10 protein-coding genes, 1 tRNA gene and 1 pseudogene are annotated in these 13,534 nt (G+C 61.1%); 8 read left to right on the top strand and 4 right to left on the bottom strand.

The features are described 5' to 3' along the window. Window positions 1–58: 58 nt before the first annotated feature. A complete protein-coding gene (locus NPS29_RS06465) occupies window positions 59–1,288 on the top strand; it encodes a multifunctional CCA addition/repair protein (protein WP_274131460.1) in 1,230 nt (409 codons plus the stop codon). Between the two features lie 196 nt (window positions 1,289–1,484). Here NPS29_RS06465 and folK read toward each other — a convergent pair whose 3' ends face one another. Further along, complete coding sequence (folK, locus tag NPS29_RS06470; protein WP_274131461.1) at window positions 1,485–2,012, bottom strand: 2-amino-4-hydroxy-6-hydroxymethyldihydropteridine diphosphokinase; 528 nt, start codon at window positions 2,010–2,012, stop codon at window positions 1,485–1,487. Then, entirely contained in the window at window positions 2,003–2,356 is a 354-nt protein-coding gene (gene folB, locus NPS29_RS06475) for a dihydroneopterin aldolase (protein WP_274131462.1), read from the bottom strand. Before folB ends, folK begins: the two co-directional genes overlap by 10 nt. 74 nt (window positions 2,357–2,430) lie before the next feature. On the opposite strand from folB, the gene plsY reads away from it, so the two are divergent. Next, on the top strand, window positions 2,431–3,000 hold the full coding sequence (plsY, locus tag NPS29_RS06480) for a glycerol-3-phosphate 1-O-acyltransferase PlsY (RefSeq protein ID WP_274131463.1): 570 nt from the start codon (window positions 2,431–2,433) through the stop codon (window positions 2,998–3,000). A 54-nt stretch (window positions 3,001–3,054) separates the two neighbouring features. Here the strand turns inward: plsY and tsaD are convergent, their stop codons facing one another. After that, window positions 3,055–4,080: a tRNA (adenosine(37)-N6)-threonylcarbamoyltransferase complex transferase subunit TsaD gene (tsaD, locus tag NPS29_RS06485; protein WP_274131464.1), complete on the bottom strand. Its 1,026-nt coding sequence runs from the start codon at window positions 4,078–4,080 to the stop codon at window positions 3,055–3,057. Window positions 4,081–4,276: 196 nt separating this feature from the next. Here tsaD and rpsU point away from each other — a divergent pair, with 196 nt between their 5' ends. The 6 genes and pseudogenes from rpsU (at window position 4,277) to NPS29_RS06515 (ending at window position 12,796) form a co-directional block, all read left to right on the top strand. Continuing rightward, complete coding sequence (gene rpsU / locus NPS29_RS06490; protein ID WP_002551877.1) at window positions 4,277–4,492, top strand: 30S ribosomal protein S21; 216 nt, start codon at window positions 4,277–4,279, stop codon at window positions 4,490–4,492. 246 nt (window positions 4,493–4,738) lie between these two features. Then, window positions 4,739–6,709, top strand: coding sequence for a DNA primase (gene dnaG / locus NPS29_RS06495; protein ID WP_274131465.1), 1,971 nt, complete (start codon window positions 4,739–4,741; stop codon window positions 6,707–6,709). Window positions 6,710–6,776: 67 nt separating this feature from the next. Next, window positions 6,777–8,624, top strand: coding sequence for an RNA polymerase sigma factor RpoD (gene rpoD / locus NPS29_RS06500; RefSeq protein ID WP_274131466.1), 1,848 nt, complete (start codon window positions 6,777–6,779; stop codon window positions 8,622–8,624). A gap of 429 nt (window positions 8,625–9,053) precedes the next feature. Beyond that, window positions 9,054–12,011, top strand: a pseudogene (locus NPS29_RS06505) (EAL domain-containing protein); the annotation flags it as partial. Window positions 12,012–12,027: 16 nt separating this feature from the next. Then, a tRNA-Ile gene (locus NPS29_RS06510) sits at window positions 12,028–12,104 on the top strand. A gap of 62 nt (window positions 12,105–12,166) precedes the next feature. Further along, window positions 12,167–12,796: a hypothetical protein gene (locus NPS29_RS06515; RefSeq protein ID WP_274131470.1), complete on the top strand. Its 630-nt coding sequence runs from the start codon at window positions 12,167–12,169 to the stop codon at window positions 12,794–12,796. Here NPS29_RS06515 and NPS29_RS06520 read toward each other — a convergent pair. Beyond that, complete coding sequence (locus NPS29_RS06520; protein ID WP_274131472.1) at window positions 12,793–13,485, bottom strand: CatB-related O-acetyltransferase; 693 nt, start codon at window positions 13,483–13,485, stop codon at window positions 12,793–12,795. The genes NPS29_RS06515 and NPS29_RS06520 overlap by 4 nt on opposite strands. Window positions 13,486–13,534 lie beyond the last annotated feature (49 nt).

Genomic DNA, 13,534 nt, shown 5'->3' on the forward strand with positions numbered 1-13,534 from the left:
TGCCGCCTCCGCACGCGTGACATTAGGTTTATCCTGTCGCGCTTACGGAGGCTTTTTTATGCAGATCTATAAAGTTGGCGGCGCCGTGCGTGATCGCCTGCTGGGCAAACCTGTGGCTGACACTGACTGGGTGGTCGTCGGTGCGACAACCGACGAGATGCTCATCAAGGGCTATCGGCCGGTCGGAACAGACTTCCCGGTATTTCTGCACCCGCTGACCGGTGAGGAATATGCCCTGGCCCGCACCGAGCGCAAGACTGCTCCGGGCTATGGCGGATTCGTGTTTCACGCAGACCCTGAAGTCACGCTCGAAGAGGATCTGAACCGCCGCGACCTGACCATCAATGCCATTGCAGAAGACAAGGACGGCCACCTGACCGATCCCTTCCATGGCCAGCGCGACCTCGAACTGCGCATTTTGCGTCACGTATCGCCGGCGTTCGAGGAAGATCCCCTTCGTGTGCTGCGGGTTGCGCGCTTTGCTGCGCGGTATGCGCCTGACGGTTTCACCATTGCCCCGGAAACGCTGAGCCTGATGCGTAGGCTCAGCGGCTCGGGCGAACTGCAGGCCCTGACGCCCGAGCGCAGCTGGAAGGAAATTTCCCGCGCCTTGATGGAAAAAGAGCCACAGGTGTTCATCCAAGTCCTGCGTGACTGCGGGGCGCTGAAGGTGCTGATGCCGGAGATCGACACCCTGTTCGGCATCCCCCAGCCTGAAGCCCATCACCCTGAAATCGATACCGGCCTGCATGTGCTGAGCGTTCTGCATCAGGCGGCGCTGCATGAACAACCCCTCAGCGTGCGCTGGGCCTGCCTGCTCCACGACCTGGGCAAGGGCCTGACGCCCGAGGAAGAGTGGCCTCGGCATATCGCCCATGAGCACAAAGGGCTCAAGGCGATCAAGGCGGTCAACCTGCGGTTCAAGGTCCCAAGGGATTGCCAGGAACTGGCGCTGCTGGTCGGCCAGTACCACACCCATGGTCACCGTGCCCTGGAGCTAAAGCCATCGACCCTGCTCGACCTGCTGCAGAGCTTCGACGTTTATCGTCGGCCACAGCGCTTCGAGGAGTTCATCGTTTCCTGCGAGATGGACGCCCGGGGGCGCAAGGGGTTCGAAGACCGCAGTTATCCACAGGCCCATTACCTGCGCGGCGCCGCCGAAGCCGCCCGGCAAGTCGCGGTGCAGCCGTTGCTGGACAAGGGTTTTCAAGGACAGGAATTGGGTGAAGCGCTCAAGCGCGAAAGGCTGGACACCCTGACGACCTACAAGGCCTCATACCAACCCTGACAGATACTGTAGATACCCTGCTACCTGCAGCCGATGCGTCAGGACAACTCTGTGGGAGCGGGCTTGCCCGCGAATGCGTCAGACCTGACGCATCGAGGGTGGCTGAACCGCTGCCTTCGCGGGCAAGCCCGCTCCCACACCCCCCCCCATTGATCGACGATCGTCGTTATCCTATATCCGTAGCAGTCCGGCCGGGTCAGGGGGTATTCAAAAGCGCGCTCGGCGTCAGCTGATCACCGCGCCATTCAAACGCCACCGGCCACAACTGCTGATCGATCTGCGTATCAGCCCACAACCGCGCAAACGGCACACCCACCCCCGGGTGCAAACGCTTCGGCGCAATCAGCGACAGCGGCCACAACACGAACGCATTCTTCAGAATCTCGGCCCGCGGGAGCACCAGTCCGTCGAAATTGCCGACATGTTCGTCGAACAGCAGCACATCGATATCCAGCGGCAAGCCTTTGCGATCCGGCGCATACCGGCCGTTATCGGCCTCGATGAACTTCAACCGGCGATCCAGCTCGATCAGCGGCAGGTCCGTGAGCGCCGAGACCACCAGATTGAAGAACGGCCCGCTCTTGATCCCCACTGCATGGCTCTCGAACACCGGCGAGCAGCTCATGTCAGTGAGGAAGCCGGCCAGCGCATCGAGCCCGGCGCACAGGTGCTGCTCGCGGTCGATATTGCTGCCCAGGCCCAGGAAAATCCGTGTCAGCGACATCCGCGCTCGATCTCCACACCCACGCCCTTGGCGGCTGGAACGGCGCCTGGCTTGGTCAGCTTGAGGTGCATCCAGGGAATGTTGAACTCGCTCATCAGCACCTCGCACAGGCGCTCGGCGAAGGTCTCGACCAGTTCGAACTTCGAAACTTCGGCAAACGCCTGAATACGGGCAGAAACGCTGGCGTAGTCGAGCGCCTTGCTCAGGTCGTCACCGGCTGCCGCAGGGCGGTTGTCCCAGGCAAAACTCAGGTCCAGACGCAGGCACTGGCGAATGCTGCGTTCCCAGTCGTAGGCGCCGATCACCGTGTCGACTTCCAGACCCTCAATGAAAACTCTGTCCAAGCCTTTCTCTCCGTTGCACGACAAGGGCGCGATGCGCCGTTAGAATCAAGCCATCCTCGCCCGGAATGGTTAGCATGTTTTGGTCACTGGCGATCGTCGCCTACCTGCTCGGCTCACTGTCCTTCGCCATCCTGCTCAGCCGCATCACCGGCAGTCCGGACCCGCGCGCCAGCGGTTCAGGCAACGCCGGCGCTACCAACATGCTGCGCCTGGCGGGCAAGAAGCTCGCGATCCTGACCCTGATCGGCGACGTCTGCAAAGGGCTTGTGCCCGTGCTGATCGCCAGCTGGATCGGCCTGGATCCTCGTCAACAGGCCTGGATCGGCGTTTGCGCCGTTCTGGGGCACCTGTTTCCGCTGTACTTCCGCTTCCGTGGCGGCAAGGGTGTTGCCACCGCTGCCGGCATGCTGCTGGGGCTCTACTTCCCCGCCGCCTTGCTGGCCATCGCCGCCTGGCTGCTGACGTTCTACCTGACCCGCACCAGCTCACTGGCTTCGTTGATCGCAACGCCGCTGACCCTGCCACTACTGGCCTGGCAGCAACCCCACGCACTGGTGCCGATGAGCGTGCTGACCTTGCTGATCGTCTGGCGACATCGCGGCAATTTACGCGACCTGTTCGCCGGGCGCGAACGGCATTTTTAATCCCATAAGCTGAAAAAGGCTCATTCGAGCCTTTTTCGTCGACCAGCCCCTGCATTACAGGCCCGGCAATTGCTCCATCGGCCAACGGGCCTGGACGGTAATGCTCAGGTCTTCCTTCTGGCCCGCCTGCAAACGCTGGCAACCGGCGAACGCGATCATCGCGCCGTTATCGGTGCAGAACTCGGGCCGTGCGTAATACACATTGCCGCCCAGACCGTCGAGCATCTGCTCCAGCGAAGCGCGCAACGCACGGTTGGCACTCACACCGCCGGCGATCACCAGACGCTTGAGGCCAGTCTGCTTCAGGGCGCGCTTGCACTTGATGGTGAGAGTCTCCACCACCGCCTGCTGGAAGGCCAGCGCGATGTCGCAACGGGTCTGCTCGCTGTCGTCTCCAGCACTCTGGCACTGCTGCCAGGTGTTCAGGGCGGAGGTTTTCAGGCCGCTGAAGCTGAAAGTCAGGCCCGGACGGTCGGTCATTGGCCGCGGGAAGGTGAAACGCCCCTCGACGCCCTTGAGTGCCAGACGGGAGATTTCCGGGCCACCCGGATAATTCAGGCCCATCATTTTTGCGGTCTTGTCGAAAGCTTCGCCGGCGGCGTCATCCAGGGTCTCGCCCAACAGCTCGTAATGGCCGATGCCATCGACACGAACCAGCTGGGTATGGCCACCGGAAACCAACAAAGCGACGAACGGAAACTCTGGCGGTGTTTCCTCCAGCATCGGCGCCAGAAGATGCCCTTCCATGTGGTGTACACCCAGCGCCGGAATGCCCCAGGCGAAGGCCAGCGCCTGGGCGCAGGAAGCCCCCACCAGCAGCGCGCCGACCAGGCCCGGGCCAGCGGTATAGGCGATGGCGTCGATCTCGGTGGCCGCGCAGTCGGCTTCGGCCAACACCTGCCGGATCAGCGGCAGCATGCGTTTGACGTGATCGCGCGAGGCAAGCTCGGGCACCACCCCGCCGTAGACACGGTGCAGGTCGATCTGACTGAACAATGCATCGGCGAGCAGGCCGCGTTCGCTGTCGTACAGCGCAACGCCGGTCTCGTCGCAAGAGGTTTCCAGACCCAGTACTAACATGGGATACGCCTTGTTGAGGCCAAATTCGAAGGCGCGCATAATAGTCGCCGCTCATGCCTGCGACCAGCGGTTTTCGATCAGAGGCTTTGCATTCCTCGCGACAAGGGGTTAACATCCGCAACCCTTAAAAACCGACGTACTTAGTGCAAGCGTTGCACGAGGCGTTGACCCCGGTAATGAATGAAGGTAGCTCTGGATGCCAGCCGTCAAAGTTAAAGAGAACGAACCCTTCGACGTAGCTCTGCGTCGTTTCAAGCGCTCCTGCGAAAAAGCCGGTGTTCTGGCTGAAGTTCGTAGCCGCGAATTTTACGAGAAGCCGACTTCTGAGCGTAAGCGCAAGGCAGCTGCTGCTGTCAAACGTCACGCCAAGAAAGTACAGCGCGAACAGCGCCGCGCCGTTCGTCTGTACTAATACAGACGTTCGTCGCAAGCTTCTGCCTCGCCCGGCCCACAAGCCGGGCTGCCGGCAGTTGCAGTTTTAGCCTCACGCTACACAGACCGAGGCTGTCGACGCCGCAGATGCGACCTAGACACACTCCGTCGAACTCTTCCTGCCTGCTTCAGGCATCGCTGGCCGGTCTACACTGACCGAGCAACCGTCGTTACGCTTTGGATTCGCCACGATCGTTCTGGCGGGGCGCCTGATGATGAGAACGCCATGGCCGGACTGATCCCTCAAGGTTTTATTGACGACCTCCTGAACCGCACCGACATCGTCGATGTTGTCAGCTCACGCGTTCAGTTAAAGAAAACCGGCAAGAACTTCAGCGCCTGCTGTCCTTTCCACAAGGAAAAGACACCGTCGTTCAGCGTCAGCCCCGACAAACAGTTCTATTACTGCTTTGGCTGTGGCGCAGGTGGCAACGCCCTCGGCTTCATCATGGACCACGACAACCTGGATTTCCCCCAGGCCGTCGAAGATCTTGCCAAAGCCGCCGGCATGGAAGTACCCCGCGAACAGGGCGTACGCGGCCAAAAGCCCCGGCAACCCGTTGATTCGCCGCTTTACCCGTTATTGACCGCCGCCGCCGATTTCTACCGTGCCGCGCTGAAAAGCCATCCGACACGAAAATCCGCAGTGGACTACCTCAAAGGCCGTGGCCTTTCGGGGGAGATTGCCCGCGACTTCGGCCTGGGGTTCGCCCCGCCGGGCTGGGACAACCTCTACAAGCACCTGAGCAGCGACACCCTTCAGCAGAAGGCCATGATCGATGCCGGCCTGCTGATCGAAAATGCCGAAACCGGCAAACGCTACGACCGCTTCCGCGACCGGGTGATGTTTCCCATTCGCGACTCGCGCGGCCGGGTGATCGCCTTTGGCGGCCGCGTACTGGGCGACGACAAGCCCAAATACCTGAACTCGCCGGAAACACCGGTGTTTCACAAGGGTCAGGAACTGTACGGGCTGTTCGAGGCGCGCAAACACAATCGCAACCTCGACGAGATCATCGTTGTCGAAGGTTACATGGACGTCATCGCACTGGCCCAACAAGGCCTGCGCAATGCCGTAGCGACCCTGGGTACCGCGACCAGCGAAGAGCATTTGAAGCGCCTGTACCGCGTCGTGCCCAACGTGCTGTTCTGTTTCGACGGCGACCAGGCAGGGCGAAACGCGGCCTGGCGAGCGCTGGAAGCTACACTTTCAAGCTTGCAGGATGGTCGTCGCGCGCGGTTCCTGTTTTTGCCCGAGGGCGAAGACCCGGACACCCTGGTGCGCGCCGAAGGGACCGACGCGTTCAAGGCAAGGATCAACCAGCACGCACAGCCGCTGGCCGATTACTTTTTCGAGCAGTTGACCAAGGAAGCGGACCCGCGCTCGCTGGAAGGCAAGGCGCACATGGTCACCCTGGCCGCACCGCTGATCGAGAAAGTACCCGGCGCCAACCTGCGCGAACTGATGCGTCGGCGCCTCAAGGAAATTACCGGGCTGGATACCGCAGCGGTCAATCAATTGGTGCAGAACGCACCGGCTGAAGCACCGCCGGCATACGACCCGGGCTTCGACTACGACTCGGTGCCCGATTACGGCGATTACCAGCCGCATGACGCCTACGAGCCGCAGCAGGAATGGACACCGCAGGCACCGGGTGGCCAGAAGAAGAAATGGGAAAACAAGCCGTGGGAAAAAGGCAAGAAGTGGGACAAGAACGGCAAGCGGCCGGATTTTGAACCGCGCGCCCCGCGTACCCCGGCCACGGTCGAGCCACCGACACTGACGGCACTCAGGACCTTGCTGCACCATCCTGACCTGTCGCAGAAAGTGGAAGATACCAGCCATTTCGCAGCCGAAGACAACGTTTACTCGCAGTTGCTGGTGGCGTTGCTGGAAGCCTTGCAGAAAAACCCGAAGCTGCGATCCCTGCAATTGATCGCACGCTGGCACGGGACCGATCAGGGACGATTATTACGACAACTGGCGGAAAAGGAATGGCTGATCTCGGCCGATAACCTTGAACAACAGTTTTTCGACACTATAACTAGCTTGTCTGCCCGCCAACGCGAGCGAAGCCTGGATCAGTTAATCAGGAAGGAACGGCAGTCAGGGTTGAGCGCGGACGAAAAAGTTCAGCTACTCAACCTGTTAAATCGCAAAGTTCCTGCACAAACCCCGACCTCAACTGGCGCGTGAGGTCCTAGCTCGGGTATAATCCTCGGCTTGTTTTTTGCCCGCCAAGACCTTCAGTGGATAGGGTGTTATGTCCGGAAAAGCGCAACAGCAGTCTCGCCTCAAAGAGTTGATCAGCCGTGGTCGTGAGCAGGGTTACCTGACTTACGCGGAGGTCAACGACCACCTGCCGGAGGATATTTCAGATCCGGAACAGGTGGAAGACATCATCCGCATGATTAACGACATGGGGATCAACGTATTCGAGAGCGCTCCGGATGCGGACGCCCTTCTGTTGGCTGAAGCCGACACCGACGAGGCAGCCGCTGAAGAAGCAGCCGCAGCGTTGGCGGCCGTCGAAACCGACATCGGTCGCACAACCGACCCGGTGCGCATGTACATGCGCGAAATGGGTACGGTCGAGCTTCTGACACGCGAAGGCGAAATCGAAATCGCCAAGCGTATCGAGGAAGGCATCCGTGAAGTGATGGGCGCCATCGCGCACTTCCCTGGCACGGTCGAGCACATTCTCTCCGAGTATGATCGCGTTACCAGCGAAGGCGGTCGGCTGTCCGACGTCCTGAGCGGTTACATCGATCCGGACGACGGCATCGCGCCGCCTGCCGAAGCGCCGATCCCTGTCGATCAGAAAGCCGCCAAGGCTGACGATTCCGACGATGACGACGAAGAATCCGCCGACGGAGATGACGAGGAAGAGGCCGAAAGCGGCCCGGATCCAGTCATCGCCGCCCAGCGCTTCGGTGCAGTCTCCGATCAGATGGCGATCACGCTCAAGGCCCTGAAAAAGCACGGTCGTGGCAGCAAGCAGGCCAACGACGAGCTGCTGGCTCTGGCCGAGCTGTTCATGCCGATCAAACTGGTACCCAAGCAGTTTGAAAACCTGGTCGAGACCGTTCGCAGTGCCCTGGAGCGTCTGCGCGCCCAGGAACGCGCCATCATGCAACTGTGCGTTCGTGACGCCCGCATGCCGCGTGCCGACTTCCTGCGCCAGTTCCCTGGCAACGAAGTCGACCAGAGCTGGACCGACGCACTGGCCAAAGGCAAGAGCAAATACGCCGAAGCCATTGGTCGCCTGCAAGCCGACATCCAGCGTTGCCAGCAGAAGCTGACCGCACTGGAAGAAGAAACCGGCCTGACCGTCCTGGAAATCAAGGACATCAACCGTCGCATGTCGATCGGCGAGGCCAAGGCCCGTCGCGCGAAGAAAGAGATGGTTGAGGCGAACCTGCGTCTGGTGATCTCGATCGCCAAGAAGTACACCAACCGCGGCCTGCAGTTCCTGGACCTGATCCAGGAAGGCAACATCGGCCTGATGAAGGCGGTGGACAAGTTCGAATACCGTCGTGGTTACAAGTTCTCGACCTATGCCACCTGGTGGATCCGTCAGGCGATCACTCGCTCGATCGCCGACCAGGCACGCACCATCCGTATTCCGGTGCACATGATCGAGACGATCAACAAGCTCAACCGCATTTCCCGCCAGATGTTGCAGGAAATGGGTCGCGAACCGACCCCGGAAGAGCTGGGTGAGCGCATGGAGATGCCTGAGGACAAGATCCGCAAGGTTCTGAAGATCGCCAAAGAGCCGATCTCCATGGAAACCCCGATCGGTGACGACGAAGATTCGCATCTGGGTGACTTCATCGAAGACTCGACCATGCAGTCGCCAATCGATGTGGCAACCGTCGAGAGCCTCAAGGAAGCGACTCGCGAAGTCCTCTCGGGCCTGACCGCCCGTGAAGCCAAGGTGCTGCGCATGCGCTTCGGCATCGACATGAATACCGACCACACCCTTGAGGAAGTCGGTAAGCAGTTCGATGTAACCCGTGAGCGTATTCGTCAGATCGAGGCCAAGGCCCTGCGCAAATTGCGTCACCCGACCAGAAGCGAACACCTGCGTTCGTTCCTGGACGAGTAAGCAAACGCTGCGTCACGCTGCATTACAAGAACCCCGGCCCATGCCGGGGTTTTTGCATTTCAGGGAATCGGATTTTTGGCAGTATGCCAGTGGCTATCAGCGAGGCTACACTCGACTCATTCTCAACGCTGAAACCTTTTGAGGCCTGCCATGTTTCGGATGCCGGCCATTGTTTTCTTGTGCTTGATGGGGTCGACGACAGTCGACGCGCAGGTGCTCCCTCAAGGGGAAACCTGGCAGGGCGTGCACGGGGACTCAATGCAGAGTAAGGAAGCTGCACTGCCCGACATCGAACGAGCTCCCACCTCGCAGCGCGATGACGTGGGCGCGGGTCTTTCGAACATGGACGACGCGCTGCACACGGCGCTGGCCGCAAATGAAGCCCCGTACCCCGATAGCCCCTCGCCTTCCGCTGGAGAGCCCGGCAGGTTCTGGCGCGACTTCGTGCTCTATGGCCTTCCGGGCCTGCTTCTGCTGTCCACCGTACTGGCGGTCATGGTGCGCATCAACCGCCGGCTCAGCTCGGAAATCTCCCGGCGCGTAGCCCTGGAACAAGAGCTTCGCAGCAGCGAATACCACTACCGCGGCATGATCGAGAGCCTATCGGCCATTGCCTGGGAAGCCAACACCCACGATTTCTCCTACAGCTACGTCTCGCCACACGCCGAGAACCTGCTGGGCTATCCGCTTCACCAGTGGCGCCGGCACGGCTTCTGGCGCGGCATCGTCCACCCCGCCGATGTGGACCGCGCAGAAGGCTTCTGCCATCAGGAGATCGCCCAGGGCAACGACCACAGCCTCGATTACCGCGTCATCGCCGCCGATGGCCGAGTGGTCTGGGTACGCGACATCGTCAGCCTCATCAGCTATGGCCACGAGCCTGTCATGCGCGGCCTGATGATCGACATCAGCGAAGCCAAGCAGACCGAAGAGGCCCTGCGCCGCTCCGAAGGCAAGTTCGCGTCGGTATTCGCCCAGTGTCCGGACATTCTGGTGATCGCCCGGCTGTCAGACGGCCGCTTCCTGGAGGCCAACCAGGCCTTCGTCGAACAGATCGGCCTGGCGCCCGACCAGGTGATTGGCAAGACCCCGAGCGAGCTGGACATCTGGGGCATCCCGGACATCGGCAGCAGCCTGCTGCAGCGCCTGCAAAAAGGCAGCATCCGCAACCTGGAAATGCCCTTCCGCCGCAGCAATGGCCGCACCTTCACCGGCCTGCTGTCCGCCGAGCCGTTCGACCTGGACTCCACCCCCGCCGTGGTCCTTGTGGTGCGTGACATCACCCCGCTCAAGGAAGCGCAGCAACAGCTGCAGCTGTCTGAAGAGAAATTCGCCAAGGCCTTCCACTCCTCCCCGGACGGCATGCTTATCACCCGGCAAAGCGACGGCCTGCTGGTGGAAATCAACGACGGCTTCAGCCGCATCACCGGCTACCACAGCTCGCTGTCCCTTGACCGCTCAACGCTGGACCTGGGCATCTGGGTCGATCTGAACGAGCGCCAGCAGCTGCTGGAGCAGCTCCATCGCGACGGGTTTGTGAAGGACTTCCCCAGCCACATTCGTCGCAGGGACGGTCAGGTCAGGCTGTGCGAAATTTCGTCGCGGCCACTGCCCATCGGCGGTGAAGACTGCATGCTGACCATCGCCCGGGATATCACCGAACGTCACCAGATGCAGGAAAAACTGCAACTGGCCGCAACCGTGTTCGAAAGCACGGCAGAAGGCGTTCTGATCACCGACACCCGCCAGCGCATCAACGCCGTCAACCGAGCCTTCAGCGAAATCACCGGCTACAGCGAAGGCGAGACCATTGGCCAGACTCCTCGCCTGCTCGCCTCCGGCCTGCACGACAGCGCCTTCTACGCAGCCATGTGGTACCAACTGACGGCCGAAGGGCACTGGCAGGGGGAAATCAGCAACCGGCGCAAAAACGGCGAGATCTACCCTGCCTGGCTGACCATCAGCGCCGTGCGCAACCGCGACAAGTTCATCACCCACTTCGTCGCGGTGTTTGCAGACATTTCCAGCCTCAAGCAGGCCCAGGCCCGCCTGGACTACCAGGCCCACCATGACCCGTTGACCGGCCTGCCAAACCGCACCCTGTTCGAGAGCCGGTTGCATGCCGCCCTGAACCACAGCCGGGATGCCCACAGCCTGGGCGCGGTGCTGTTTCTCGACCTGGACCGCTTCAAGCACATCAACGACAGCCTCGGCCATCCGGTGGGTGACCTGCTGCTCAAAGGCATCGCCCATCGCCTCAAAGAGAACCTGCGGGACATCGACACCGTGGCGCGCCTGGGCGGCGATGAATTCATCATCCTGCTGCCTGGGCTGCAAACTGCCCACGATGCAGAAACCATCGCCACCAAACTGCTGCACAGCTTCTCGGCGCCCTTCCAGGCGGGCGAGCACGAGTTCTTCATCAGCACCAGCATCGGCACCGCGCTGTTCCCGACCGACGGCTCGGACGTCGCCACCATCATCAAGAACGCCGACGCCGCGATGTACCGCTCCAAAGCCAAGGGCCGCAACCGCGTCGAAAGCTACACCCGCGACCTGACCGCCCAGGCCAGCGAGCGCGTGGCCCTGGAACACGAACTGCGCCGCGCCATCGAACGCAACGAATTCACGCTTTCCTACCAGCCCAAGGTCAGCCTTCTGACACAGAGACTGGTAGGAGCCGAGGCACTGATTCGCTGGAGCCACCCCACTTTCGGAGAAGTCCCACCCGAGCGCTTCATTCCCCTGGCCGAAGAGAACGGCATGATCCTGCAGATCGGCGAGTGGGTGCTGGAACAGGCCTGCCAGCAGCTGCACCGCTGGAACCAGACCTACGACATCTTCGGCCCGCTCTCGGTGAACCTGGCAGGTGCCCAGTTGCGCCAGCCGAACCTGGTCAACCGCATCGAACAACTGCTCAACCAGTACCAACTGCAACCGGGCTGCCTGCAACTGGAGATCACCGAAAACTTCATCATGTCCCAGACCGAAGAAGCGCTGTCTGTGCTGCACCGCCTGAAAAAACTCGGCGTGCAACTGGCCATCGACGACTTCGGCACCGGCTACTCCTCGCTCAGCTACCTCAAGCGCCTGCCGCTGGACATCCTGAAAATCGACCAGTCCTTCGTCCGCGGCCTGCCCGACGACCCCCACGACGCCGCCATCGTGCGAGCCATCATCGCCCTGGGCCGCAGCATGCAACTGACCGTCATCGCCGAAGGCGTTGAAACCATCGAGCAGCAGCAATTCCTCGCCGACGAAGGCTGCGAACAGATACAGGGCTACATCGTCAGCCTGCCCCTGCGCCCCGATGAATTTTGCGCGACGTTTCTTCGTATGACACTTTCGGACTTTTCGGATAGCCCGGCACGCAAACCATCGTTATAATCCGCGGCCAGACTGAGGGCCTATAGCTCAGTTGGTTAGAGCAGAGGACTCATAATCCTTTGGTCCACGGTTCGAGTCCGTGTGGGCCCACCACCTTTGAAAGCCGCGCATTGCGCGGCTTTTTTTCGCCCCGATACCCGGTTGAGGACCACCCCATGCCTCTACAAAACCGCGTCACCCCAACCTCACAACTCTGCGCCAACAGCAGCCGCGGCACCTTCATGGGCAATCGTGGCCTGCTGCACAACGACCACCGGCAGATCACTCGCCACTGGGCGCTGGAGCGGTGGATTACCTGCGTGCTGGAGTTCAAGGGTGTGCGGCGTCAGGTGATGTCGCCGGGGCGTTATACCGAGTTGTTCTTTCTTGATGAGGCCACGAGCTACGCGGCCGGGCATCGGCCGTGCAGCTATTGCCGCCGTGCATCCTACAAACATTTTCAGACGCTTTGGGCAGAGGTGTTTCCCGAAGCGGATCGATCCGCCGTCGGCATTGACCGGGTCCTGCATGGGGAGCGGTTGAACGCTGACGGCAGCCAGCGGACCTGGCGGGCAAGGTTGGGAAATTTGCCGGACGGGACGATGATCGAGGCTGACGGCCAGGCCATTCTGCTGTGGCGGGGCAAGCAGTGGCGCTGGTCGTTTGAAGGGTACGAGCCCCTTCGCGAAAAGATGTCGCCGGACGAACAGGTCGTCGTGCTGACACCGGAACACGTGGTGCAGCTGTTCCGCGCAGGATTGTCAGCCGATCTGGTTGTGCACCGTTCAGCCACAGTTGACGCTTAAATCTCCCGGCATCCGTCTCGGCTTATACTGAGCTTGCGGTAACGAGCCTGGGTGCTGGCGCGGCCGGCCTCCAGCGCTTGCAAGAACAGCTCGGGCTGGTCCATGGGTAAGGCTCTCAACTCACTCACATCACGCTCCCACCACTGGCTGGCCAGCAGGCGTTCGATGATGTCCGGCGCGTGGCGATAGCGGACGACCTTCGCCGGAAAGCCCGCGACGATGGCGTACGGCGGCACATCCTGAGTGACCACGGCGCGAGTTGCGATAATGGCGCCAGTCCCCACAGTGACGCCTTCCATGATCATGGCGCTGTGGCCGATCCAGACGTCATGACCAATGACAGCCAGTTCAGTTGGCGCGGTGTAGGTCAGTGGCGAGTCGGTGTACTGGAAGGGGTGCGAGCTGGTCCAGTCGCTGGGATGGGTGTATTTCTCCTGGCCGATGTAGACATCCGAGGCGATAGAACAGAAACGTCCGATGGACGACACCAGCGACAGGTGCGTTCCGCTGCGAATGTAGGTGTGGGCCCCGATTTCGACGTGACCTGTGCGCAACTCTAAATGTCCCAGTTCGACGTGATCCTCGATGACCAGCTCACAGCGCTTGCTCAACGACGGCAAACCACCGGCCAGCTTGGCACCGCGCTTTCTGATCCAGCGTTTCCAGTACAGATCTTTCAGGTATTGCAATTGGTTATTCCTCGTCGCCCGGCCAGCGGACCTGTCATGTCGCCAGCCT

Origin of the sequence: Pseudomonas putida, from assembly GCF_028682175.1 — a bacterium.
GTDB lineage: Bacteria > Pseudomonadota > Gammaproteobacteria > Pseudomonadales > Pseudomonadaceae > Aquipseudomonas > Aquipseudomonas putida_AD.